Origin of the sequence: Prevotella sp. Sow4_E9_plate, from assembly GCF_052116205.1 — a bacterium.
In the GTDB taxonomy this organism is placed as follows: Bacteria; Bacteroidota; Bacteroidia; order Bacteroidales; family Bacteroidaceae; genus Prevotella.
Genome location: NZ_JBQKLN010000005.1, coordinates 56437 through 81008 on the forward strand (window position 1 = coordinate 56437; position 24572 = coordinate 81008).

The window sequence follows — 24572 nt, forward strand, 5'->3', positions numbered from 1 at the left end:
TCTAGGGGCTTCCTCTAACTTCCCTTAACTTCCCCCTATGCGAAAGCCCAGTCTATTACTGTTTGTAAATCCAATATAAAATTTTGTTGATGATTCGGGTATAGAATCTGAACCATCTGTAGCTTGTTACGGGTTTGCCACCGAAGTTGAGGAGGAATTCCCTGTATAGATTCTGCTTCCAGGGTAAACCCGCATCCATGAAGCGGAAATGGGCGTAGCCGTGCTCATGGGCATACTTCAGGGCATACCAGATGGTCATGGCTTCTGGATGCAGATGGAGGCGGCTCTTGCGCTTGCCCACTGCATAAAGAAGGTAGGCATTGCCCTGGAAGAAGACGCAGGCACAGCCTCCTATCACTTTCCCCTTGTATGTGGTAACGAAGATTCTGCTCTCGGGGTTTCCTGCAAAGTGCATGAAAAACTCCTTAGCTGGGACGAATCTTCTCAGCTTTAACCGATAGAAATTCTTGAGCATCCGGTAGAAGAGGGCGATGTCCTGAGCCGATGTGGCTTCGTGGTTTTCCACTCCCTTTGCCGTCATGCGCTCTACTATGTTTGCCATCTTGGCAGAGAGTCTGCTTTCCGGTGCCTTGCTGTGGAGCGAATGGTGTATTTCCTGCCAGGCGATAGGGAAGTAGCCCAGTCTGCGGAAGAAGCGATAGCCGAACATTTTCTTCTTCATGTCCGAAAATTCGATGTAGAAGCAGAGGCGGTGGCGAAGCTTCAGGGTGATGGCCTTCAGCAGCAGTGGAAAGAGGGTTTCTGTCTCTGTCTCGTCCGCATAGCATCCTTCCCCATGCGCATGTGCGTGCGTATATAAATAAGGTGGAAAGAGCGAACCTCGTCTGCGTACGATGACGAGCAGCTGTCCTCTTACTTCGCCGTCTCTGGTTGCTACGGCCATGTAAGGGGTGTCTTTGGGTGTCTGTTCCTCTATCAGGAACAGTGTTTTGCTGTGAAAGAAGTTGCCTTCCAGGAGTTCGGGCAACTCATTGCTTTCTGTATATATCCTGATGCTGAAATCATTCATATCTTTCTCTTTCTGCTGTTTTATGCAAAAATAATAAATTAATCATAAAAATGCAAGTCTTTTATCAAAAGTATGACTTATTTTTAGTATTTTTGCACATTATGAAGATAATTATGATAGGTGCTGGCAATTTAGCCACCAGTTTGGCTGTGGCTTTAACCGATGCCGGTCACGATATTTTACAGGTTTATAGTAGGACGATGCAATCGGCGCAGACTTTGGCAACGATTGCAGGCGGGGCTGCTATCACCGATATTTCCCAGGTGAGAGCCGATGCTGATGTCTATATACTTTCCGTGAAGGACGATGCGCTTCCAGTGCTTATTCCTCAGCTTTGCAGGGGCAGGGAAGACAAGCTGTTCCTTCATACCGCAGGTTCTGTTTCCATAGATGTTTTCCAGGGTATGGCCCGCCATTACGGTGTGTTTTATCCTATGCAGACGTTCTCCAGGCAGAAGCGTGTCTCCTTCGAAGAGATTCCTTGTTTTATAGAGGGTTCGGGCGAAGAGGAGACAGATGCCATCGAGGCGTTGGCTTCTCAGTTGAGCCATCGGGTTTACCGTTTGTCGAGTGAGGCTCGCAAGTATCTGCATCTCTCTGCCGTCTTTGCCTGCAATTTTGTGAATCATTGTTATGCCATCAGTGCCGAGCTTCTTGAGAAGCATGGTATTCCGTTCGATGTGATGCTTCCGCTGATTGACGAGACGGCAGCCAAGGTGCATCAGATGTTACCGAAGGATGCGCAGACCGGTCCGGCGGTAAGATATGATGAGAATGTAATCAGGGCGCAGAGTCAGCTTCTCAAGAATAATCCGCTGGTGAAGGATATCTATGACAGAATGAGCATGAATATCCACCGTTTAAGTGAAGAGTTCAATAGCTTTACTAATCATAAAGTTCCAAGTTCAAAGTATGATAAATTACGATTTAGATAAGATAAAGGCCGTTATTTTTGATGTGGATGGCGTGTTGTCCAGACAGACCATTACGCTGGCCAGTTCTGGCGAACCGCTTCGCACGGTTAACATCAAGGACGGCTATGCCATTCAGTTGGCACAGAAGATGGGATTGCGCATAGCCATTCTCACGGGTGGTACCACCGAGGCGATACGCAAGCGTTATGAAGGTTTGGGCTTAGAGGATATTTTCATGGGATGTGCCGTGAAGATTCATACCTACGATGAGTTCCTGACGAAGTATCAGCTTTCGGATGAGGAGATTATCTATGTAGGAGATGATATTCCTGATTATGAGGTCATGCGCCGTTGCGGATGTCCATGTTGTCCTGCTGATGCCTGTTCGGATATCAAGTCTATTTCCCGCTACATCTCTTCAGCCAATGGTGGCGAAGGAGTGGGCAGGGATATTGTAGAGCAGGTGCTTCGTGCCAAGGGCCTTTGGCTTTCCAGCGCCAAGGCCTTTGGGTGGTAATGTAAGTGAAGAGGGAATTTAAGTGAAGAAACAACGTTCGGCGGCCGAAAGGGAAAGCCAATTCAATAGCTTTACTAATCATAAAGTTCAAAGTTCCAAGTTCAAAGTTCCAAGTAAGATGAATTATAAGATCATTTTGGCGAGTAATTCGCCACGCCGCAGGGAACTGCTGGCCGGATTGGATATTCCTTTCGAGGTAAAGGTTATCAAGGGCATTGATGAGAGCTATCCTGAATCTCTTGATGCCTATGAGGTGGCAGAATATATTTCCAGTAAGAAGGCAGAGGCTTATCGGAGCCTTCTGGATGAAGAACCTTCTGGAAAAGCTTCAGAAGAACAGGGTGAGGATGCAGCCCAGACGCTCATTCTTACTTCTGATACCGTTGTGATTGCCCCAACTGCTGACGAGCAGAACGATCAGGAGGGAAAGGGCGTAATTCTCGGAAAACCGAAGGATGAGGAGGATGCCGTGCGCATGCTACGGATGCTGAGCGGCAAGACCCATCATGTGGTAACGGGCGTATGTCTGACTACCCGCAGTCAGCAGCGCCATTTCTCGGTTACTACCGAGGTAACGTTCAAGCAGCTCAGTGATGCAGAAATCAGATATTACATCTCGCATTACAAGCCTTTCGACAAGGCAGGAGCCTATGGCATTCAGGAATGGATTGGCTATATCGGATGCACTGGATTGAAGGGCAGCTATTTCAATGTAATGGGCCTTCCCGTACAGCGCATCTATGAAGAAATAGCCAGGATGTAATACGTATGATTGTAAGCGGATTTGTCGCTGAAATCGCCGGAATGAAAGCTGAAAAGGCGCAAAAGTGAAAGAATGTACGGCAATTTAGATTTTTTAAAATTTGATTTTTCCTCATATCATAAATTATGACTATCTTTGTGCGTTTTATGTAACTAACGAAGAAATATGAGTGAAAAAATGAAAGCCCAGGCAAGAGAAATCCTGGACCAGTATCTGGAGTCAAACCTGCATCGTAAGACCCCGGAAAGATATGCCATCCTTGATGCTGTCTTCAGCATGAGAGGACATTTTACATTAGAGGAGCTGGGTGCTGCTCTGGAAAGGAAGAATTTCAGAGTGAGCAGAGCCACGCTCTATAATACCATCCATCTTTTCCTGGAGTTGAGATTGGTGGTGAGACATAGTCTGGTGGATGGAACCAAGTACGAGGCCAGTTCCAGCAACGAGAACCACGTGCATCAGGTATGCACCGTATGCGGAAGAGTTACTGAGGTGCAGGCACCCCTGGTGACGGCAGCCATCAACGAGACCAGATTGCAGCGGTTCCGCAAGGACGCCTTCGTGCTCTACATCTATGGTGTATGCAGCATCTGTCAGGCAAAGATTACGCGACTCCGCAACAACAAGAACGAAAAGTCTAAATAATTTTATATTAAAATAAAATGAACACAGGTAAAGTAGATGTCCTACTGGGTTTGCAGTGGGGCGATGAAGGTAAAGGTAAGGTGGTTGACGTGTTGACCCCTAAGTATGATGTCATTGCTCGTTTCCAGGGTGGTCCTAACGCAGGTCATACCCTCGAGTTCGAAGGCGAGAAGTATGTGCTCCGCTCTATCCCTTCTGGTATTTTCCAGGGTGGTAAGGTGAACATCATTGGTAATGGCGTAGTCTTGGCTCCAGACCTCTTCATGGGTGAAGCTAAGGATTTGGAGAAGAGCGGTCACGACCTCAAGAGTCGTCTCTTCATCTCGAAGAAGGCTCATCTCATCATGCCTACTCATCGTGTGCTCGATGCTGCTATCGAGGCTTCTAAGGGTAAGAACAAGGTGGGTACTACCGGTAAGGGTATCGGTCCTACTTATACAGATAAGGTGAGCCGTACCGGTCTCCGTGTAGGCGATATCCTCGACAATTTCGAGGAGAAGTATGCTGCTCATAAGGCTGCTCATCTCAAGACCATCGCAAGCCTCGGTTATACCGACTTCGATATCACAGAGGTTGAGAAGACCTGGATGGAGGGCATTAAATACTTGAAGCAGTTCAAGCTCATCGATAGCGAGGTGGAAATCAACAAGGTGCTTCGTTCCGGCAAGGATATCCTCTGCGAGGGTGCTCAGGGTACTATGCTCGATGTTGACTTCGGTTCTTATCCTTTCGTTACTTCTTCCAATACCATCTGTGCTGGTGCCTGCATCGGTCTGGGTATCGGTCCTAACCGCATCGGCAATGTCTATGGTATCATGAAGGCTTACTGTACTCGTGTTGGTGCAGGTCCATTCCCTACAGAGCTCTTCGACGAGACAGGTGCCAAGATCCGTGACCTCGGTCATGAGTATGGTGCTGTTACCGGACGTGAGCGTCGTTGCGGCTGGTGCGACCTCGTACAGCTCAAGTATTCTGTGATGGTGAACGGTGTTACCGAGCTCATCATGATGAAGAGCGACGTGCTCGATGGCTTCGATACTATCAAGGCCTGCGTGGCATATAAGTTGAAGGACGGTTCTGTTACCACCGATTTCCCATACGAAATCGATGATGTAGAGCCTGTATACAAGGAGTTCAAGGGCTGGAAGACAGATATGACCCAGTTCACTTCTGAGAATCAGTTCCCACAGGAGTTCAAGGACTACATTGCATTCGTAGAGGAGTTCCTCGAGACCAAGATTGGCATCATCTCAATCGGTCCAGACCGTGCTCAGACTATTGTACGTAAATAATCAAGATTTAAAAATAAAAGAATAAGAATTAAGAATGGATTCATGTTTCAGACCATGAATTTCATTCTTAATTCTTAATTATACATTATTAATTAATACAACATGGCTCAGAAACCAAGTATACCAAAGGGCACGAGAGATTTTGGTCCTGTAGAGATGGCGAAGCGCAATTACATCTTCAATAGCATCAAGGACGTATATGCCCTTTACGGATTCCAGCAGATTGAGACTCCTGCCATGGAGACCCTTCAGACATTGATGGGAAAATATGGCGAGGAGGGCGACAAGCTGCTCTTTAAGATTTTGAATTCAGGAGACTATATGAATAAGGTGAGCGATGAGGACATTCATTCGCTCGGATCGCTCAAGTTGGCTGCCAAGCTCTGCGAAAAGGGACTTCGCTACGACTTGACAGTACCTTTTGCCCGTTACGTAGTCCAGCATCGTGAAGAACTCCAGATGCCTTTCAAGCGCTATCAGATTCAGCCTGTATGGCGTGCTGACCGCCCTCAGAAGGGTCGTTACCGTGAGTTCTATCAGTGTGATGCCGATGTGGTTGGCTCTGATTCTCTTCTCAACGAGGTAGAGCTGATGCAGATTGTGGATACCGTCTTCACCAAGTTTGGCGTGCGCGTATGCATCAAGATCAACAACCGCAAGATTCTGACTGGTATCGCTGAGGTTATCGGCGAGGCAGAGAAGATTGTAGACATCACCGTGGCTATCGACAAGCTCGACAAGATTGGTCTCGACAATGTAAACGAGGAACTTCGTCAGGATGGTATCTCTGAAGAAGCGATAGAGAAGTTGCAGCCAATCATCTCTCTGTCAGGCACAAACGATGAGAAGCTTGAAGTAATTTCTAAGGTTCTCGAAGGCTTGGAGGTGGGCTTGAAGGGAGTAGAGGAAACCAAGTTTATCCTCGATACCTTGAAGGCTGTAGGTCTGAAGAACGAGATAGAACTCGACCTTACCCTGGCTCGTGGCTTGAACTATTATACTGGAGCCATCTTCGAGGTGAAGGCGCTCGATACTCCTATGGGCAGTATCACCGGTGGTGGCCGTTATGACAACCTTACCGGCATCTTCGGTCTTCCAGGCTTGAGTGGTGTAGGTATCAGTTTCGGTGCCGACCGCATCTATGATGTGCTGAATGCCCTCGATCTCTATCCTAAGGAGGCGGTGAATACCACCCAGGTGCTCTTCATCAATTTCGGTGAGAAGGAGACTGCCTACTGCCTGCCTGTCATCAGTGCAGCCCGTGCAGCCGGTATCCGTACAGAGATTTTCCCTGATAAGGCGAAGATGAAGAAGCAGATGATCTATGCCAATGCCAAGAACATTCCGTTTGTGGTGCTTGCAGGCGAAAACGAGATGGCTCAGGGCAAGGTTACATTGAAGAATATGGAAAGCGGTGAACAGACCCTGGTTTCTACCGAGGAGCTGATTGCTGCTGTAAAGAAATAAGAATTTAGTTGTTTATATATAGGTCTCGTCCTCTCATGCTGATGTATGTGAATATATGGTATGGCAGGGCGAGTTTTTTTATTCTGTAATGACAAATTCTTAAACTACAAAAACAATGAAGAAAATAAAGGCTATTTTATGTGTCTTCCTGTTGGCTTTGTTGATGATATCCAGCACGAAGACCACCACCATCTTTGTGATTGGTGATTCTACCGCAGCCGAGAAGGGCAATTACAAGACGAGTCCTGAGCGTGGCTGGGGTATGGTTTTGCAGGGTTGTTTCGATGACAGGATCATCGTAGACAATCATGCCGTCAACGGTCGCTCTTCCCTGAGCTTCCTCAACGAGGGCCGCTGGCAGAAGGTATTGGACAAGATCAAGCCGGGCGATTATGTCTTCATCCAGTTCGGACATAACGACGAAAAGCCGAAGCCAGACCGTCATACCGATCCGGGTTCCACCTTTGATGCCAATCTCGCCAAGTACGTGAACGAGACCCGTGCCAAGGGCGGCATTCCGGTACTTTTCAATGCCGTAGTACGCCGTTGCTATTATTCTGAGGAACTGAAGAATGATGATGATGAGAAACTGCGCAACAAGAAGTATGACGGCAAGGAGCTCATCAACAGCGATACCCTGATAGATACGCATGGCGCCTATGTGGTAGCGCCTCGTCATGTGGCAAAGGCATTGAATGTTCCTTTCGTTGATGCTACCAAGGTTACCCACGACATCGAGACCAGCATGGGCATCGAGGGCAGCCGCAAGCTTCACATGTGGTTCTTGCCAGGCGTGAACCCGCAGGTTCCCGCTGGCAAGAAAGACAATACACATTATAATATCTATGGAGCTCGCATCGTAGCCAACGCTTTGGCTGATGAAATAGGCAAGCAGGTTCCGGCACTCAAGAAACACGTCCGTCATTTCGACCATGTGGTATCCCAGGAGGGTAGAGGTGATTTCTTTACGCTTCAGGAAGCGGTAGATGCCATTCCGGCAGGCAAGAAGACTACCATCCTCATTCTGGGTGGTGACTGGAACAAGCCAGTCCGCATGGATGGAAAGAAGATTAAGTTCGTAAAGTATTTCGGTGCAACCATCAGATAATGGATTCCTGCGCCAGCCATGCCTTGACGTCGAAGCAAGGTATCAATATCAATGAGGCCAATACCCATGATTTCGAGACCATGTTTAACAGACTGTGCACATCCCGACCAAAAACGACCGATATGTGGAGTCTTTTTGCCAGCTTTGCTGATGTAGCTGGGATCAATGGCAATAGCCCATCTTCCCAGTTTACCAAAGAAGTGCTTGGCAAGTGATACATTAAGTTTGAGCCAGTCAATGCTTTTCGACTTTTTTAAGCCGAATGTGTTGCGATAGGTTTGCTCAACATGCGAGCCATACCTCCTCATTTGGGTGAAATTTATCTTTCTTGGTATTACCATGAACAAAATTATCACCTCGATGAGTATTTTCTCGAAACTTTTTGTTAACTTTGCAGCCGAATCTTCAACTGCATCTTTAAAGATATCCATATATTGGTCAAGTCCTGTATTCATATAATTTTGCGTTTGTCGTGATTTGCAAAGTTACTGAAAATCAGCGACTTGACCAACTTTTTATAGTTAAGTTTTCATATGCATTTCTTAATATAAGTTATTGATTTACAGACGATTAAATATTAATTTAACGCAGTATTGACTTTTTAAAGTAGATTCAGTAATGGGATAATAAAATCTGTGTAAATCTGTGAAATCAGTGGGACTTAAAAAAAACAATCAGTGGGACTTAAAAAAAATAATCCGTGAGAAAAAAATAATCTGTGGGGTGATGAAAAAAAGCCCAGAGCAGAAAGAATCTGCCCTGGGCAATAGTTCCCATGAAAAACGGGAGGTGCTTTTACTTGAAATATCTCTTGTAGAGACCAGCGAAGCCAGCGCAGTGGCGAGCCTCGTCCTTAGCCATTTCGTGAACTGTATCGTGGATGGCATCAGAACCCTGCTCCTTAGCGAGCTTGGCAATGCGGAACTTATCCTCGCATGCACCCTTCTCAGCAGCGATACGAGCCTCGAGATTGCTCTTTGTATCACCCAGAACCTCACCCAGCAACTCAGCAAAACGAGATGCGTGGTCAGCCTCCTCGAAAGCATAACGCTTGTAAGCCTCTGCAATCTCTGGATAACCCTCACGGTCAGCCTGGCGAGCCATGGCAAGATACATACCCACCTCGCCGCACTCACCTGCGAAGTGATCCTTCAAACCCTTGATGACCTCCTCATTGACGCCATCCTTATATGCCTGACCGAGAACGTGAACTGTAGCGAATGTCAAATCCTCATCCACTGCATCCTCCATCTCCTTGAACTTGCTGGCTGGAGCCTTGCAGATAGGGCACTTCTCTGGTGCCTCTGTTCCCTCGTAGATGTAACCGCAAACGGTGCAAATAAACTTCTTCTTCATAATGTTAATGTTTTAAATGTTATTGTATATAATATGAGTTAATTCAACTTCTTGGCACATTCAGCGCAGATGCCCTTATAGTAGAGCTGCTCTTCCTGTACGATGTTGCCATTGATCACCTTGTCGCTTTTCAGTGATGGTGCCTCCTCGTCGAAGAGGTCGATGATCTTACCACATTGCTTGCAGAAGAAATGGACATGACTGTCGGTATTGCCATCATAGCATACACGATGGTCGTCGATAGTAATCATCTGGGCAGCATGCTTCTCACTCAACATTCTTAGTGTATTATAAACTGTGGTACGACTCAACGTTGGAAGCTCCTCGCAAAGAGCCTGGAACACATCGTCGATTGTTGGGTGGGTAGGATGCTTAATCAGGTAATCCATGATGGCTAGTCTCTGTACCGAAGGACGAACGCCACTCTCCACCAACCTAGTGTAAGCTTCTTTCTTCTTCATGCTTTTTATTTATTACTGTTGTTGATTTTTCTGAGTGCAAAGGTAATATATTTATTTTTAATAACAAAATAATTCTGTAAAAAATCCAAATAATTTTAGGACTTTTTACAGAATTAATTGAATTTTTACTTTTCCTTGGTCGATTTTACTGTTTTTCCTGGAGTTTTTCGATGAAAGCCTTCATTTCAGCCTCATGTTCCTTTGCCTTGAGGAAGAGGTGCCACTGGTTCTGGGCTCTAACCAGGTTGTGCTCAGGATATTTGCACTTCCAGTAGTGGTCGCCGTTGAGGTAATCCCAGAGGAAGCGCACTGCCTGCATGTATGGGAAGAGCTCGGCTGCATGAGGCAGGAGGGAAATCTCAAGAGGGGAGAGGAAGGCTGATGCTGACTCCACGTAGCCACGGGTGAAGGATTCGAAGATGTCCATGCGGAAATCTATCTTCCCGACCTCAGGAGAATCCTCGGCGATGGTATTGGCTGCCGTACGGAGGAAATCACCATAATCGCTCACGAAGAGGGATGGCATTACTGTATCGAGGTCGATGACGCACAATACGCGGCCCTCCTCATCAAACATCATGTTGTTCACCTTTGTATCGCAGTGGCAGACGTGCTTTTGCAGCTTTCCTTCACGGAAGAGGCGCAGGCAGAGACACATCTCGTCCATATAGCTCTCTATCTCTGCGATGAAATCCTTCACGCCCGCTGCGCGTCCGGCACGGTCTTCCTTTACAGCCTGGCGCAGCTGGTCGCGGCGCAGTTCCATGTTGTGGAAATCAGGGATGGTTTCGCCGAGGCGGTCGGTGATGTCGGTGAGCTGTGCCTCGAACTCGCCGAAGGTCTTGCCGGCGTAGTAGGAACTTTCCGGGTTGACAGCTTCCTGGGTGATGGCACGAGGGATGAAGACGGAGATGCGCCAGTACTGCTGGTCCTGGTCCTTGACATAGGTCTTGCCGTCGTGTGCCTTGACGAAGGTGAGTACCTTGCGGTCGATATCGTCAGCGCCCTTTGCTTCGAGCTGCTGCCGGATGTGGGTGGTCACTTCCTCGATGTTGCGCTGCAGGAGGTCAACATCGGTGAAGATGGCGTTGTTGATGCGCTGCAGAACGTAGTCGGGTGCATCTTCTTCCTGGGTTGTCACCTTGTAGGTGTCATTGATGAGTCCGTTACCGAGGGGTTTCACTTCACTTACAGTTCCCTTGATGTCGAACTGCTTGAGGATTGTCGAAAGATCTTTCATGTTAGTGTGGAGTTTAATTATTTATTTTAAAGCTTTTGCTCTTACAGGGCGTCGTTTCTGATTGAATTTTAAACCCAGGGCGCTGCCCTGGGCTAGGAGCTTCTGCCCTTTCAAATTATCTTAAATCGATGACCTCTGCATTAGGGAATTCCTTGCTGTTGAAGGTGAAGGCACTGTTGGCGATGTTCTTCGCCTTGAAGCCATAGATATTGATGGTGCTCCAGGTAGAGCCCTGGCGCATCTTCACCTGCGAAGGCACGTGGGTCTTCTTGTTGATGGTGATGTACATCTCTGCCACGGTGCGCTTCTGGTTGTTGGCTACGAGGTGAACCTGGTAGTTGCCGCCCACGGTCTTGAGGGTGCTCTTGTAGCCTGTCTTGTAGATATTGATGAAGGTATATGGATTCATCGACATCTGCTGTGCCTGGGTAGGGTTGGTGACGTTCACCTCGTTGGTCTTCTTCATGTACGACCACTGTGTCTTTCCGTTATACCATACGATAGCCTGCGGCGTGCGGGCGTTGAACTTATTGCCCTTGATGGCAATAGAACCGCTGGTGGAACCATATTTAGGGCTTGACAACTTGAAGCTGGCGCTGGCGCCCTTCTTGTTGCCCACGATGGCAGCTGTCTTGTTGAGTACCTGCTGGGCGGTCTGTGCCATAGTGCCCAGGCTCATCATCGCTACGAAAGCGATAGCTAGAAATTTTTTCATATCCTTACTGTTTATGATGTATGTTAATTGTATATGAAGCCGTAAAAGCGACCTTCAGATGATTAGACGCTTCTACGGCTTCAAGGTTTAATGATTTTATGAGTTTCTGAGCTGGAGCAGGAGGTTGTTGAGCTGATTCTCATCCTGTATCAGCACTTCACGCGGCTTGCTTCCCTGGGCTGCACCTACGATGCCGGCTTCCTCCATCTGGTCCATCAGGCGTCCGGCACGGTTGTAGCCGATGCTGAATCGGCGCTGGATCATGCTGGTAGAACCCTGCTGGGAGAGGACGATGGCATGGGCTGCCTCCTCGAAGAACGGATCCAGATTCTTGGTGTCCACTGTGCCGCCGGAAGGACCACCCTCGTTGTTGGCTGGCTCTGGCAGTTCCATCGGCTCAATAGGACCAGGCTGCTCCTGGATAAACTCGTTGATGCGCTCAATCTCAGGCGTATCAACAAAGGCACACTGCACACGTACCGGCTCCTGACCGTTGAGATAAAGCATATCACCACGACCTATCAGCTGGTTGGCTCCGGTGCGGTCGAGAATGGTCTTCGAGTCGATGGCAGACGTCACCTTGAAGGCTACGCGGCCAGGGAAGTTTGCCTTGATGTTACCGGTGATGATGCTGGTGGTAGGGCGCTGAGTGGCGATGATCATGTGGATGCCCACGGCACGTGCCAGCTGGGCGATGCGGGCGATAGGAAGCTCCACTTCCTTGCCGGCGGTCATGATCAGGTCACCAAACTCATCTATGATGACTACGATGTATGGCATGTACTCATGTCCATCGGTCAGTCGCAGCTTATGGTTGATATACTTCTGGTTGTATTCCTTGATGTTTCGGGCTCCCGCCTTCTTCAGCAGGTCGTAGCGGCTATCCATCAGGACACAGAGACTGTTGAGGGTGCGTACTACCTTGGTTACATCGGTGATGATCGGCTCGTCCTCGTCAGCCAGTGCCGCCATGAACTTGTTGGTGATGCGCGAGTAAACGCTGAACTCCACCTTCTTAGGGTCGATGAGCACCAGCTTGAGCTCGTTAGGGTGCTTCTTATATAATAAGGAGGTGATGATGGCATTCAGACCCACAGACTTACCCTGGCCCGTAGCACCGGCAACGAGCAGGTGAGGAATCTTGGCAAGGTCTACCATGAACACTTCGTTTGTAATCGTCTTACCCAGCGCGATAGGCAGCTCCATCTTGGTTTCCTGAAACTTCTTGGAGTTCAGTGTGCTCTCCATGCTCACAATCTTAGGGTTGGCGTTAGGCACCTCGATACCGATGGTACCCTTGCCAGGGATAGGAGCAATGATACGGATGCCGAGCGCCGCAAGACTCAGGGCGATATCATCTTCCAGGTTCTTGATCTTGGAGATGCGGACGCCCTCGGCAGGCTGAATCTCATAGAGGGTGATGGTAGGACCCACGGTGGCACGGATGGTCTTGATCTGTACGCCGAAGTTGCCGAGCACCTCGATGATTCTGTTCTTGTTGGCGCGCTGTTCCTCCTCGTCGATGGAAACGCCGTCGTCCTCATATTTCTTCAGGAGATTGAGGGTAGGGTATTTGTATCTTGTAAACGGTTCCTTCGGATTGATAGGCGTATTGAGCACCTCGGCACTGCTGACTGTATTTCCCGATGCCTTTTCGTCAGAGGCAGCCACGGAGATATCCATGTTGAGCGCCTCGCTGGCAGCAGCAGCCTTCGTCTCCTCATCTTCCTGTTTGGCTCTTGCCGCACGCAGCTGACGCTGCTGTTCCAGGAAAGAAAGTGGTTTTCCGGCAGTCTCTGCATCGGTCTGCTCTTCAGCAGCATTCTCCTGACTGTCGGCAGCATCAGCCGTTTCATCGGTCTGAGCCTGCCCGTTCTCCTGGCTTGCAGGCTCTGAGAAGGTCTTGTCAGGGGCTACGTCCAGGTCGATGACGGTAGGTTGCTCATCGTCCTTGTATTCTTCCTGTTCCTCAGGCTGTTCCTCGGCCTGCCCCTTGGCAGCATGCGCATAGGCCTCGTCGATGGCGTTGGTTTCTGCCTTGTTGTCGTGGTTGGTAATCTCGAACTTCACCTTATTAGATATATATCCGATAGGGTTGAGCGCCTTTCTGATGATGGTGATGGTCTCAGACGTGAGATAGGTGAGGAAGGCGATAGCCACGAAGAGGAGGATGGCGGTAAGTCCCGGAGGCCCCACTACGTTTTCCAGATTCTGTACCACGAAGAGTCCATGCTTTCCGCCGGGATTGAAGATGAGTCCACCCATGATAGGAGTGAGGAACTTGGCGAAAGTGACAGACGACCATATCATGACAATCATCAGGCAGAAGAACCATTTCCAGAGGTTCACCTTGTATGCATTCATGAGCTGCAAGCCAGCCATGATGATGTAGCAAGGCAGGAGGAATGCCGGGAAACCGAAGTTCACGGCTATGAGCCAGTAGGAGATGATGGCACCCAGGGAGCCGCAGTAGTTCTGGAACTGCTGCTCGTTGTTGGTCCATTCGCCTGCTTTCAGATTCTCCAGTATACTCTGGTCGGCATATCCCGTGTTGAGAAATGAAACCATAGCGATGATGGTGACAATAGCAATACCAATCAGCGCCAGCCCTAGGAAAAAGTCGGTGATAGTATTGTTAAAAATATATTGCAAACCTATAGCTTCGCCAAAAGATTTAGCTTTGCGTTCTGTTCTTTTTTTAGCCATTTTTTTTGTCTTTGAATATTTTATCTGCAAAATTAGCGAAAATAAATGAAAAAACCGCTCTTTTCTCAGTTTTTTTTTTTAATTTTGCAAATTGTAAAGAATAAAATGAGTAATGAGGATTATTTTCACTAAATTCGATAAGAAATCAATAAACAGTTTGCCGAGGATTCTCTTCCCAGGTAAAATCGTACTGATTGACAAGGCTGAAGACACGGAAGAAGCCGTAAATTTCCTCCTGAGCCAGCCCATTCTAGGTGTAGATACGGAGACCCGTCCTTCGTTCAGCAAGGGCAGGGGATTCCAGGTTTCGCTGCTCCAGGTGAGCACCCGTGATACCTGCTATCTCTTCCGTCTGCATCTGACGGGCATTACGCCTGCCATCATCCGGTTCCTGGAAGACAAGACGGTGCCCAAGGTGGGATTGTCATGGCATGACGACCTGCTGCAGCTGCATAAGAGGGCTGAGTTCAAGCCGGGATATTTCATAGAACTGCAGGACGAGGCGAAGAAGTTCGGACTGCAGGACATGAGTCTGCAGAAGCTTTATGCCAACCTCTTCCATCAGAAAATCAGCAAGGCACAGCGGTTGAGCAACTGGGAGGCTAGCGAGTTGAAGGACTCGCAGATGGCGTATGCTGCCACGGATGCCTGGTGCTGCATCAATCTCTATGAAGAACTGCTCCGACTGAAGCAGGAGGGAGATTATGAGCTCGACGAACTGTAGAATTCGGAAATAAATAACTGAACTTTCACATATCAGGAAGTTAAAGGAGTTAAGGAAGTTAAGGAGTTAAGACGTATGTCTTGCAGCTTAAAACCTACGCCAAAAAGACTACTGTCTTAACTCCTCAGCGACCGTAGGGAGCGATAACTCCTTTAATTTCTTTAACTCCTGAACTCGCGAAACTTGAATTGTAACTAATCAATATATATAAATATGTATAAGAGCATATATTTGAAGAAAGGTAAAGAGGAATCGCTCAAAAGATTTCATCCATGGATTTTCTCCGGTGCCATCCAGGCGATGGATGAAGGCATCGAGGAAGGAGAAATCGTTAGAGTGATTACACGTGGGGGTGATTTCATCGCCGTAGGTCATTATCAGATCGGTTCTATCGCCGTGCGCGTTCTTTCCTTCAAGGATGTAGAAATCAATGAGGAATTCTGGTGCTCACGCCTGGAGTCGGCATATAAGATGCGAGTGGCTGTGGGTATCGCCGAGAATCCTGAGAACAATACTTACCGTCTGGTGCATGGAGAAGGAGATAACCTGTCAGGACTCGTCATCGACTGCTACGGACCTACTGCCGTGATGCAGGCTCACAGCGTGGGCATGCACGTATGCCGTATGGAAATAGCCAAGGCACTGAAGAAGGTGATGGGAGACGAACTGCAGAACATCTACTACAAGAGCGAGACAACCCTGCCATACAAGGCTGACCTCAGACAGGAGAACGGATTCATCCTGGGAGGTGATGCCGACGACGTGGCGGTAGAGAACGGACTGAAGTTCCATATCGACTGGCTGCGCGGTCAGAAGACCGGTTTCTTCGTAGACCAGCGCGAGAACCGTTCGCTGCTGGAGCATTATGCCAAGGGCAAGAGCGTGCTCAACATGTTCTGCTATACCGGCGGATTCTCTGTCTATGCCATGCGTGGTGATGCCAAGGCAGTCCATTCCGTAGACAGTAGTGCCAAGGCCATCGAACTGACCAATGAGAACATCGCCCTGAACTTTCCTGGCGATGCGCGTCATCAGGCTATCTGCGAGGATGCATTCAAGTATCTCGATGACCACGACCAGCAGTATGACCTCATCATCCTGGATCCACCAGCTTTTGCCAAGCACCGTGCAGCCCTGCATAATGCCCTGAAGGGATATACCCGTCTGAACGTGAAGGGACTGCAGCGCATCAAGAAGGGCGGTATCCTGTTTACATTCAGCTGCTCGCAGGTGGTGACGAAGGACAATTTCCGCAATGCCGTCTTTACGGCAGCAGCCCAGGCTGGCAGAAAGGTGCGCATCCTGCACCAGCTGCATCAGCCTGCCGACCATCCTATCAATATCTATCACCCGGAGGGTGAGTATCTGAAGGGACTGGTACTTTATGTGGAGTAAAAAACAGAAGGTTATGAAGAGATTATTATGGATCACGTTGGTGAGTGGCTTTATTTTTGGAATGTGCAGTTGCAGCGATTCCCAGCAGGAACGCCAGCGGCTGAGCAAGCAGGAACGTGCCCGTATGGACAGTATCGACCGGGCTGCGCTCAAGGTGGGCGTGATGCCCACCCTGGACTGCCTTCCCGTATATCTAGCTTATGAAGACAGCCTCTTCTGCAAGCAGGGAGTGGATGTTCATCTGCGCTATTATACGGCACAGATGGACTGTGATACAGCCCTGATGAATGGCAGGGTAGAGGGTTCCATCACCGACCTGATCCGAGGAGCCCGAATGGTAAGGAAGGGCACTCCGCTCACTTATCCTATCGCCACAGATACCTACTGGCAGCTGATTACGAACAAAAAAGCCCGTATTGCCGACCTGAAGCAGTTGAGCGATAAGATGATAGCCATGACACGCTATTCGGCTACCGACTATCTTGCCGACCTGGCAGTAGACAGCGGCAAGCCGAAATATGACGTGTATCGTGTGCAGATAAACGATGTGAATCTTCGTCTCCAGATGCTTCTCAACAACGAGATGGATGCCATGCTCCTGCCGGAGCCTCAGGCAACCAGAGCCCGTATGGACAGGCATGTGGTATTGATGGATAGCCGCGACAAGAACCTGAACCTGGGTGCTTTTGCCTTCCGCGAGAAGGCGCTGAAGCAGCCGGGACGCAAGCAACAGCTGCAGAAATTCATCCAGGCTTACAATATAGCTGTGGACAGCATCAACTCCAAGGGAGTGAAGCATTACTCCAAGCTTATCAGTAAGTACTGTCATGTAGATGAGAAAACAATTGGCAACTTGCCTAAAATAAAATACAACCATGCATTGGAACCTCGCCGTCGTGACCTTGAGGCTGCAGCTCGTGTGGCTAAACATTAATCTATAAAATCAAGAAAAATGGAAGAAAATGACATTAAAAAGTTGAGAAAGATACCTGGTTTTGGGGACCTCAAGTCTTTCCGTTTTCTGGTAGAGAAAATGTATACGGAACTCGAAGCCCAGCCAGAGAAGGAGAAGAAGATGGTGGCTCTGCTTCTGGGAGAGTCATTGCATGAGCTGGATGTAGTGGGGAAGCATGCCTTCTCGGCAACTCATCCGATAGACTTCAGTGTTGTGTACAATACCTACGAGCATTTGTATACGATTGTTCAAAAATACCATTATTTGCTCATGCTGAGTAATGATTCCACTCTTTCTGCCCTTCGTAATAGAGGTAAGAAGCTGGGAAATCTCAGCGACCTGAAGGAGAAATTGGTTTCTGCCTTGGCAGATGTGGCTATGCTCTCTCTTGACGAGGGAGGTTCGAAAAAGAAGAAGATAGATCAGATGATTGAGACACAGAAACGTCTCAACGAGTTGCGCAATGTCATCTTCTCTTATATCACAAGCTCACCTATGTGGGATGAAGACGAGGCGAAGGAGTATCAGGAACTGCTGCATTCCAGAGCCGTCGATTCCGTCACAGCCCAGCTCATGGTGAGTGCCATAACCCTTTCCTGCCTCTACTTCTTTGACCGTAAGAAGTTCAAGTTCCTTTTCAAGCTGGCTAAGGAGAGCGAAGACATGCAGGTACGTGTACGTGCATGGGTGGGCTGGGCCTTGTGTTCCAGTCAAGTTCCAGGCTTTATGGTAGAAGAGTGCGCCAAGGATATCGAGTCGCTGAAGGAGGATGAGGAAGGCAAGAAGCTGCTGCTCCTGATTTCCAAAATCCTGCTACGTTCCCAGGATATGAAGGAGGATAGCGAAGCGATGATGAAGAACATGTTCCATAATATGGCGGACAAGTTAAGTCATGAAGATATTGACTTGGAGGGGAAGTCAAGCTTCTCTTTTATCCAGAAAGATGATGATGAGGATGAGCCGGAAGACGGTCGTGATGTCGACGAGACGGTGGAATTGCTGGAGGATGGTGCTGACATCTATTTCACGCAGTTTAGAGAAACCAAGAAACTGGGCTTCTTCCATTCCATGTACAACTGGTTCATGCCGTTCTATTTCGAGTCTCCACTTTATCTCTCCGTTCAGGAGATGGCGGGTGACAAGGAACGCAACCTGCATCTGCTGCTTGTGAATGGTACCGCCTGCGACAGCGACCGCTATAGTCTGCTTCTGATGCTCGAAAAGGAGAAAAAATCCTTTACAGAGGCGCTGGAGAACATGGCTCCTGATGAGATAGCAGAAGAGTATCTGAACTCGATGGATGAAGATGAAGCCGTAGGGTTTAATGAAGAGGAGAAAAAGTATTTGGAAAAGAAAAAAATACATACTGCAGTGATCTATTACATCCAGGATCTTTCCCGTTTCTTTAACCTCGCTCCGATGCGCAAGGCGTATGACAATAGCATCAAGATGGATGCTGAAGACGAACTGTATACTACTCTTGTGCTGCCTATCTTTAAGGATGCTGCATTCGACGAGCTGCGCTACAAGATGGCGAGATATTGCTTCAAGCGTAATTATAAGTATTTCATCTTCGACCTGATGGGTAATCATTATCCTGACACAGTGGAGAGTCATTATCTGCTGGCATGGGCTGCTGTGAAATCCAAAGCTAAGGAGAATGTTGTTCTGGCTTATCCTCATATTGATTATCTGATGAAGAATGAGCCCGGACAGTTTCAGCTGGTAGAAATGGCTGTGGACTTTTACGAGAAGGTTGCCAGCTACGAGAACGTGAGCGCCTATCAGAAAGCTGTGGACTGCCTGACTCATCTGATGGAAATCAAGAAAGATGACGAGAAGGCGCTCTTATGGTGTAAGAAACGTCTGGCTAAGATCTATGTCTTGATGGAACGATATGAAGATGCCGTCAAGCTGTTTTACGAGATTACCTATCTCGAGCCGGACAACCTGACTGCGACTGCTAATCTGGCTGAAGCACTTCTCTATATGGACGGTGACGATCAGAAGAACCTGGAAAAGATTGAGAAAATATTGAAGTCAGGAAAGGAAAAATTGATGAATCTGAGAAGGGATAACTTTAAGTTGGACAGTTTCCCAGACGATCCAAAGGAAGGAATGGCAACTTTCTTTTCTGCCATGTCTGCTTGCTTAAATATGGACTTCATGGTAGACTTTGAACTGTATAAAGTGGACGGCATGCTTTGGTGGGCTCGTGACGATCGGCAAAAGGCTATGAAGTCTTGGCAGAGAGCCTATGAAGCTAGAAGCATGGCTCATCAGGAGGGTCTGTTATTTGACGAAAAGCAGGGAAAATGGTTGTCTGCGCATGGAATAAATGAAAATATGCGTATCTATTTGGAAGAATTGATGGCTCAAAAAATTCGTCAAGGTATGAAAAAAATGATGGATCAATTTAGACATGATGAAATGAAAGATAATGGCGAATAATAATATAGGTAACAATAAAAAGGGGCAGCAAGCTCCGATAGATAATAATTATGCGCATCTTCAGCCGCAGGCGATAGATGTGGAGAAAGTGGTGCTGGGTGCCCTCATGGTGGATTCGGACGCCTTCTCCATGGTATCCGAGGTGTTGAAACCCGATTCCTTCTATGAGCCTCGTCATCAGAAGATTTACCAGGCTATCCAGACCATGAATATGGAGGAGCGCCCGGTGGATGTCATGACACTCACTGATGAGCTGGCGAAGATGGGCGAACTGGACAGAATAGGCGGACCTGCCTATCTGATGGAGATTTCTTCCCAGGTGGCTTCGGCTGCCCATATCGAGTCGCATGCCAGAATCCTGGCGCAGAGATATCTGCAGAGACAGCTCATTCATTTTGCCGGTGGCATCGAGACCAAGGCGTTCGACATGAGCGTGGACGTGGATGAACTGATGCAGCAGGCAGAGGGTGAACTCTTCCAGATTTCGCAGAACAACATGAAGCAGGATTATACACAGATTGATCCGGTCATCAAGGATGCCGTGGATATCTTGCAGCGGGCTGCGCAGAACAAGGGAGGTTTGACTGGTATTCCTACCGGTTATCACGGTATGGACGAGATGACTTCCGGATGGCAGGATTCCGACCTCGTCATCATCGCCGGACGTCCTGCCATGGGTAAGACTTCCTTCGCACTCAGCATTGCCAAGAACGTGGCGGTGGATTATCATATTCCTATCGGATTCTTCTCCCTTGAAATGAATAACGTTCAGTTGGTGAACCGCCTTATCTCCAATGTATGTGAGATTTCTGGTAAGAAGATACTGAACGGTCAGCTCGATCCAAGCGAGTGGGAGAGACTGGATAAGAAAATCCGTGACCTGACGGGGGCACCTATTTATGTTGATGATACGCCGGGTCTTTCGGTTTTCGAACTGCGTACCAAGGCTAGAAGACTGGTAAGAGAGAAGGGAGTGAAAATGATCATGATTGACTACCTGCAGCTGATGAATGCCAACGGTATGAAGTTCGGTAGCCGTCAGGAAGAGGTTTCTACCATCTCACGTTCGCTCAAGGGACTTGCCAAGGAGCTGAATATCCCGGTCCTGGCTCTCTCACAGCTCTCACGTAACGTGGAGAACCGTGAAGGTCTCGAAGGAAAGCGACCTCAGTTGAGCGACCTCCGTGAATCCGGAGCCATCGAGCAGGATGCCGATATGGTACTCTTCGTTCACCGTCCGGAATACTATCACATCTATCAGGATGAAAAGGGAAACGACCTGCATGGCATGGCGCAGATCATCATCGCCAAGCACCGTAAGGGTGCTACGGGTGATGTGCTCCTGAACTTCCGTGGCGAGTTTACACGCTTCCAGGACCCTGAAACTTCGTTCGCTCCTATCCAGGAGGGTGGCGAAATCATGGGCTCCAAGATGAATGCCGGAGGTGACGACAGCCAGTTGCCTCCTCCTCCTGTTCCTAATGGTCCGTTGCCATTCTAGTTTTGGATTCGTAGCCATTCAGGTCTTTTTTGCTGCTTTTTACTGCATAAAGGCGCAATTTTAGCGCATTTTTGCGAGAAAAGTGCAGGAAGAATAGTAATTTGTTAGATTTTCTATTAAAAAAGTTATAAATTGTTTGCGTATATCAAAGAAATATATTACCTTTGCAAGCGATAAAAATATAACATAAAAAATAGAAAGATATGAGAGCAATAGCGTTGAATATTACAAGCATTATTATTCGACTTCGACTACAGACTGTGGGCGGAAGTGATAAGGTGTGCGTATAGTTCATCGGTTTGGATATATAAAGCCTTTCTACATTTCCGTATCGGGGAGTGAGAAAGGCTTTTTCTCATATTATAATATAGAGTATTAAAAATATAAAGAGATATGAGTGACAGATTATTTATTTTCGACACAACCCTTCGCGATGGCGAACAGGTTCCAGGATGCCAGTTGAATACAGTTGAGAAAATTCAGGTGGCTAAGGCGCTGGAGCAGTTGGGCGTTGATGTCATTGAGGCGGGCTTCCCTATTTCTAGCCCGGGCGACTTCAATTCGGTGGTGGAGATTTCCAAGGCTGTGACATGGCCTACCATCTGTGCGCTGACACGTGCAGTGGAGAAGGATATTGACTGTGCTGCCGAGGCGCTGCAGTATGCCAAGCACAAGAGAATCCATACGGGTATCGGTACCAGCGATAGCCACATCAAATATAAGTTCAATTCCAACCGCGAAGAAATCATCGAGCGTGCCGTGGCTGCTGTCAAGTATGCCAAGAAGTACGTGGAAGAGGTAGAGTTCTACGCTGAGGATGCTGGCCGTACCGACAATGAGTATTTGGCTCGCGTGGTAGAGGCTGTCATCAAGGCGGGTGCTACCGTAGTCAACATTCCTGACACTACCGGTTACTGTCTGCCTGATGAGTATGGCGACAAGATCAAGTATCTGATGGAGCATGTGGATGGCATCGAGAAGGCATGCATCTCTACCCACTGTCACAACGATCTCGGTATGGCTACTGCCAATACCCTGCAGGGTGTATTGAATGGTGCACGCCAGGTAGAGGTGACCATCAATGGTATCGGTGAGCGTGCGGGTAATACATCGCTCGAGGAAATCGCCATGATCCTGAAGTGCCACAAGAACATCGATATTGATACCAATATCAATACTACCAAGATTGTTCCGATGTCCCGAATGGTGAGCAGTCTGATGAACATGCCTGTGCAGCCTAACAAGGCTATCGTGGGCCGCAATGCCTTCGCCCATTCTTCTGGTATCCACCAGGATGGCGTGCTGAAGAATGTTCAAACTTACGAAATCATCGACCCTAAGGATGTGGGATTGGATGATAACGCTATCGTATTGACAGCCCGCTCTGGTCGAGCAGCCTTGAAGTATCGCCTCCACGTTAACGGCGTGAACATCGAAGATGAGGAGAAGCTTGACAAAATCTACAAGAAGTTCCTCCAGTTGGCTGATAAGAAGAAGGAAGTTACCGACGAGGATGTACTGATGCTCGCTGGTGCTGATTCTGCCGATAAGCATGGCGTACAGCTCGACTGGTTGCAGGTAACTACCGGCAAGGGCGTGAAGAGCGTGGCAAGCATCGGCTTGAACATCGCAGGTCAGAAGTTCGAGGCTGCATCATCTGGCAATGGTCCTGTGGATGCTGCCATCCGTGCCCTCAAGAAGGTCATCACCAAGGAGATGAATCTCAAGGAGTTCACTATCCAGGCGATTGACAAGGGTTCAGACGATGTGGGTAAGGTTCACATGCAGGTAGAATACGACGGTCATGTATATTATGGCTTCGGTGCAGATACCGATATCGTAACCGCTTCTGTTGAGGCTTACATCGACTGTATCAACAAGTTCAAGGTAAGATAAAATTAATTCAGATAAATATATAACAAACAGGATATTATGGATACATTATTCGACAAGATTTGGGACAAGCACGTTGTCCAGATTGTTCCGGACGGTCCTACACAGCTTTACATCGACCGTCTCTACTGTCACGAAGTAACATCACCTCAGGCATTCGCTGGTATGCGAGCACGCGGTCTCAAGATGTTCCGTCCAGACCAGATTTTCTGTATGCCTGACCACAATACACCAACCCACGATCAGGATAAGCCAATCGAGGATCCTATCTCAAAGAAGCAGGTAGATACCTTGGCAAAGAACACCGCTGATTTCGGCGTAACTCACTTTGCCATGAACACCAAGGACAATGGTATCATCCACGTGGTTGGTCCTGAGAAGGGTCTTTCTCTTCCTGGTATGACTATCGTCTGCGGCGACTCTCATACTTCTACTCATGGTGCTATGGGTGCCGTAGCTTTCGGTATCGGTACTTCTGAGGTGGAGATGGTGATGGCTTCACAGTGTATTCTCCAGAGCAAGCCAAAGTCTATGCGCATCAGCATCAACGGCAAGCTCAGCAAGGGTGTTACAGCTAAGGATGTAGCTCTTTATCTGATGAGCCAGCTCACTACTTCAGGTGCTACCGGTTACTTCGTTGAGTACAGTGGCGATGTAGTGAAGGATATGTCTATGGAAGGTCGTCTTACCCTCTGTAACCTCTCTATCGAGATGGGTGCCCGTGGTGGTTTCGTAGCTCCTGATGAGACCACATTCGAGTACATCAAGGGTCGTGAATATGCACCTAAGGGTGAAGAGTGGGACAAGGCTGTGGCTTACTGGAAGACCTTGAAGAGTGGCGATGACGCTGTCTTCGACAAGGAGTTGACTTTCGAGGCAAAGGATATCGAACCACGCATCACCTATGGTACCAATCCTGGTATGGGTATCGGTATCACAGAGAATATCCCAACTCTCGATGAGATTCCTGAGGAAGAGCAGGCTGGTTTCAAGAAGAGCCTCAACTACATGGGCTTCCAGCCAGGCGAGAAGCTCGAGGGTCATCCTATCGATTATGTATTCCTGGGCGCATGTACCAACGGCCGTATTGAAGACTTCCGTGCCTTCGCTTCATTGGTTAAAGGAAAGAAGAAAGCAGACGGCGTAACAGCTTGGCTTGTACCAGGTTCTTGGTTGGTTGATAAACAAATACGTGAAGAGGGTATTGATAAGATTGTAGAGGCAGCCGGCTTCGAAATCCGTCAGCCTGGATGCTCTGCTTGTTTGGCAATGAACGATGATAAGATTCCTGCAGGCAAGTACTCTGTAAGTACATCCAACCGTAACTTCGAGGGTCGTCAGGGACCTGGTTCCCGCACTATCCTTGCCAGCCCATACGTAGCAGCAGCTGCCGCTATCACTGGTAAGATTACCGACCCAAGAGAGTTTATGTAATTTTA

General features: G+C 48.2%; 20 protein-coding genes. 14 read left to right on the forward strand and 6 right to left on the reverse strand.

Annotation, left to right across the window (positions count from 1 at the left end; all coding sequences use genetic code 11):
- Positions 1–55: 55 nt before the first annotated feature.
- Positions 56–1030 carry a GNAT family N-acetyltransferase gene (locus ACTQ53_RS03230; RefSeq protein ID WP_294968207.1) on the reverse strand — a complete coding sequence of 325 codons (975 nt, stop codon included), beginning with the start codon at positions 1028–1030 and terminating at the stop codon, positions 56–58.
- Positions 1031–1131: 101 nt separating this feature from the next.
- Here ACTQ53_RS03230 and ACTQ53_RS03235 point away from each other — a divergent pair, with 101 nt between their 5' ends.
- From ACTQ53_RS03235 to ACTQ53_RS03265, 7 genes are all read left to right on the forward strand, one after another.
- Entirely contained in the window at positions 1132–1965 is an 834-nt protein-coding gene (locus ACTQ53_RS03235; RefSeq protein WP_441932003.1) for a Rossmann-like and DUF2520 domain-containing protein, read from the forward strand.
- On the forward strand, positions 1943–2461 hold the full coding sequence (locus tag ACTQ53_RS03240; protein WP_441932004.1) for a KdsC family phosphatase: 519 nt from the start codon (positions 1943–1945) through the stop codon (positions 2459–2461). Before ACTQ53_RS03235 ends, ACTQ53_RS03240 begins: the two co-directional genes overlap by 23 nt.
- Positions 2462–2579: 118 nt before the next feature.
- Entirely contained in the window at positions 2580–3224 is a 645-nt protein-coding gene (locus tag ACTQ53_RS03245) for a Maf-like protein (protein ID WP_294967499.1), read from the forward strand.
- Positions 3225–3389: 165 nt separating this feature from the next.
- On the forward strand, positions 3390–3869 hold the full coding sequence (locus ACTQ53_RS03250; RefSeq protein ID WP_217759839.1) for a Fur family transcriptional regulator: 480 nt from the start codon (positions 3390–3392) through the stop codon (positions 3867–3869).
- Between the two features lie 17 nt (positions 3870–3886).
- Positions 3887–5161 carry an adenylosuccinate synthase gene (locus tag ACTQ53_RS03255; RefSeq protein WP_441932005.1) on the forward strand — a complete coding sequence of 425 codons (1275 nt, stop codon included), beginning with the start codon at positions 3887–3889 and terminating at the stop codon, positions 5159–5161.
- A gap of 102 nt (positions 5162–5263) precedes the next feature.
- Positions 5264–6628, forward strand: a complete 1365-nt coding sequence (hisS, locus tag ACTQ53_RS03260) for a histidine--tRNA ligase (RefSeq protein ID WP_441932006.1) — start codon at positions 5264–5266, stop codon at positions 6626–6628.
- Positions 6629–6743: 115 nt separating this feature from the next.
- Positions 6744–7736, forward strand: a complete 993-nt coding sequence (locus ACTQ53_RS03265) for a GDSL-type esterase/lipase family protein (protein WP_441932008.1) — start codon at positions 6744–6746, stop codon at positions 7734–7736.
- 795 nt (positions 7737–8531) lie between these two features.
- Here the strand turns inward: ACTQ53_RS03265 and ACTQ53_RS03270 are convergent.
- The 5 genes from ACTQ53_RS03270 to ACTQ53_RS03290 all read right to left on the reverse strand — a co-directional run bounded on the left by ACTQ53_RS03270 (position 8532) and on the right by ACTQ53_RS03290 (position 14214).
- Entirely contained in the window at positions 8532–9092 is a 561-nt protein-coding gene (locus ACTQ53_RS03270) for an NADH peroxidase (RefSeq protein WP_218416366.1), read from the reverse strand.
- A 38-nt stretch (positions 9093–9130) separates the two neighbouring features.
- A complete protein-coding gene (locus tag ACTQ53_RS03275) occupies positions 9131–9553 on the reverse strand; it encodes a Fur family transcriptional regulator (RefSeq protein ID WP_295347311.1) in 423 nt (140 codons plus the stop codon).
- Positions 9554–9698: 145 nt separating this feature from the next.
- Positions 9699–10793, reverse strand: a complete 1095-nt coding sequence (locus ACTQ53_RS03280) for a phosphotransferase enzyme family protein (RefSeq protein WP_441932011.1) — start codon at positions 10791–10793, stop codon at positions 9699–9701.
- Between the two features lie 115 nt (positions 10794–10908).
- Positions 10909–11508, reverse strand: a complete 600-nt coding sequence (locus ACTQ53_RS03285) for a LolA-like putative outer membrane lipoprotein chaperone (RefSeq protein ID WP_294967511.1) — start codon at positions 11506–11508, stop codon at positions 10909–10911.
- A 96-nt stretch (positions 11509–11604) separates the two neighbouring features.
- Positions 11605–14214 carry a DNA translocase FtsK gene (locus ACTQ53_RS03290; protein WP_295347309.1) on the reverse strand — a complete coding sequence of 870 codons (2610 nt, stop codon included), beginning with the start codon at positions 14212–14214 and terminating at the stop codon, positions 11605–11607.
- A 112-nt stretch (positions 14215–14326) separates the two neighbouring features.
- Between ACTQ53_RS03290 and ACTQ53_RS03295 the strand changes: the two genes are divergently transcribed.
- The 7 genes from ACTQ53_RS03295 (at position 14327) to leuC (ending at position 24567) form a co-directional block, all read left to right on the forward strand.
- On the forward strand, positions 14327–14938 hold the full coding sequence (locus ACTQ53_RS03295; RefSeq protein WP_264949997.1) for a 3'-5' exonuclease: 612 nt from the start codon (positions 14327–14329) through the stop codon (positions 14936–14938).
- A gap of 213 nt (positions 14939–15151) precedes the next feature.
- Complete coding sequence (locus ACTQ53_RS03300) at positions 15152–16333, forward strand: class I SAM-dependent rRNA methyltransferase (RefSeq protein ID WP_294967516.1); 1182 nt, start codon at positions 15152–15154, stop codon at positions 16331–16333.
- Between the two features lie 13 nt (positions 16334–16346).
- A complete protein-coding gene (locus tag ACTQ53_RS03305) occupies positions 16347–17267 on the forward strand; it encodes an ABC transporter substrate-binding protein (protein WP_294967517.1) in 921 nt (306 codons plus the stop codon).
- An 18-nt stretch (positions 17268–17285) separates the two neighbouring features.
- Positions 17286–19739, forward strand: a complete 2454-nt coding sequence (locus ACTQ53_RS03310; protein ID WP_441932012.1) for a hypothetical protein — start codon at positions 17286–17288, stop codon at positions 19737–19739.
- Entirely contained in the window at positions 19729–21240 is a 1512-nt protein-coding gene (dnaB, locus tag ACTQ53_RS03315) for a replicative DNA helicase (protein WP_294967520.1), read from the forward strand. The genes ACTQ53_RS03310 and dnaB overlap by 11 nt, the downstream gene beginning before the upstream one ends.
- Before the next feature lie 393 nt (positions 21241–21633).
- Positions 21634–23136 (forward strand): 2-isopropylmalate synthase, encoded by a 1503-nt coding sequence (locus ACTQ53_RS03320; protein WP_294967522.1) that lies wholly within the window; start codon positions 21634–21636, stop codon positions 23134–23136.
- Positions 23137–23172: 36 nt separating this feature from the next.
- Entirely contained in the window at positions 23173–24567 is a 1395-nt protein-coding gene (gene leuC / locus ACTQ53_RS03325) for a 3-isopropylmalate dehydratase large subunit (RefSeq protein WP_294967524.1), read from the forward strand.
- The last annotated feature ends 5 nt before the right edge of the window (positions 24568–24572 follow it).

Excerpts from the sequence above, each read along its gene's own strand:
- ACTQ53_RS03255 (WP_441932005.1), top strand. The coding sequence starts at position 3,887 with ATGAACACAGGTAAAGTAGATGTCCTACTGGGTTTGCAGTGGGGCGAT.
- ACTQ53_RS03240 (WP_441932004.1), top strand. The coding sequence starts at position 1,943 with ATGATAAATTACGATTTAGATAAGATAAAGGCCGTTATTTTTGATGTG.
- leuC (WP_294967524.1), top strand. The coding sequence starts at position 23,173 with ATGGATACATTATTCGACAAGATTTGGGACAAGCACGTTGTCCAGATT.
- ACTQ53_RS03235 (WP_441932003.1), top strand. The coding sequence starts at position 1,132 with ATGAAGATAATTATGATAGGTGCTGGCAATTTAGCCACCAGTTTGGCT.
- dnaB (WP_294967520.1), top strand. The coding sequence starts at position 19,729 with ATGGCGAATAATAATATAGGTAACAATAAAAAGGGGCAGCAAGCTCCG.
- ACTQ53_RS03310 (WP_441932012.1), top strand. The coding sequence starts at position 17,286 with ATGGAAGAAAATGACATTAAAAAGTTGAGAAAGATACCTGGTTTTGGG.
- ACTQ53_RS03305 (WP_294967517.1), top strand. The coding sequence starts at position 16,347 with ATGAAGAGATTATTATGGATCACGTTGGTGAGTGGCTTTATTTTTGGA.
- ACTQ53_RS03320 (WP_294967522.1), top strand. The coding sequence starts at position 21,634 with ATGAGTGACAGATTATTTATTTTCGACACAACCCTTCGCGATGGCGAA.
- ACTQ53_RS03290 (WP_295347309.1), bottom strand. The coding sequence starts at position 14,214 with ATGGCTAAAAAAAGAACAGAACGCAAAGCTAAATCTTTTGGCGAAGCT.
- ACTQ53_RS03300 (WP_294967516.1), top strand. The coding sequence starts at position 15,152 with ATGTATAAGAGCATATATTTGAAGAAAGGTAAAGAGGAATCGCTCAAA.
- ACTQ53_RS03275 (WP_295347311.1), bottom strand. The coding sequence starts at position 9,553 with ATGAAGAAGAAAGAAGCTTACACTAGGTTGGTGGAGAGTGGCGTTCGT.
- ACTQ53_RS03245 (WP_294967499.1), top strand. The coding sequence starts at position 2,580 with ATGAATTATAAGATCATTTTGGCGAGTAATTCGCCACGCCGCAGGGAA.
- ACTQ53_RS03295 (WP_264949997.1), top strand. The coding sequence starts at position 14,327 with ATGAGGATTATTTTCACTAAATTCGATAAGAAATCAATAAACAGTTTG.
- ACTQ53_RS03280 (WP_441932011.1), bottom strand. The coding sequence starts at position 10,793 with ATGAAAGATCTTTCGACAATCCTCAAGCAGTTCGACATCAAGGGAACT.
- ACTQ53_RS03270 (WP_218416366.1), bottom strand. The coding sequence starts at position 9,092 with ATGAAGAAGAAGTTTATTTGCACCGTTTGCGGTTACATCTACGAGGGA.
- ACTQ53_RS03250 (WP_217759839.1), top strand. The coding sequence starts at position 3,390 with ATGAGTGAAAAAATGAAAGCCCAGGCAAGAGAAATCCTGGACCAGTAT.
- ACTQ53_RS03230 (WP_294968207.1), bottom strand. The coding sequence starts at position 1,030 with ATGAATGATTTCAGCATCAGGATATATACAGAAAGCAATGAGTTGCCC.
- ACTQ53_RS03265 (WP_441932008.1), top strand. The coding sequence starts at position 6,744 with ATGAAGAAAATAAAGGCTATTTTATGTGTCTTCCTGTTGGCTTTGTTG.
- ACTQ53_RS03285 (WP_294967511.1), bottom strand. The coding sequence starts at position 11,508 with ATGAAAAAATTTCTAGCTATCGCTTTCGTAGCGATGATGAGCCTGGGC.
- hisS (WP_441932006.1), top strand. The coding sequence starts at position 5,264 with ATGGCTCAGAAACCAAGTATACCAAAGGGCACGAGAGATTTTGGTCCT.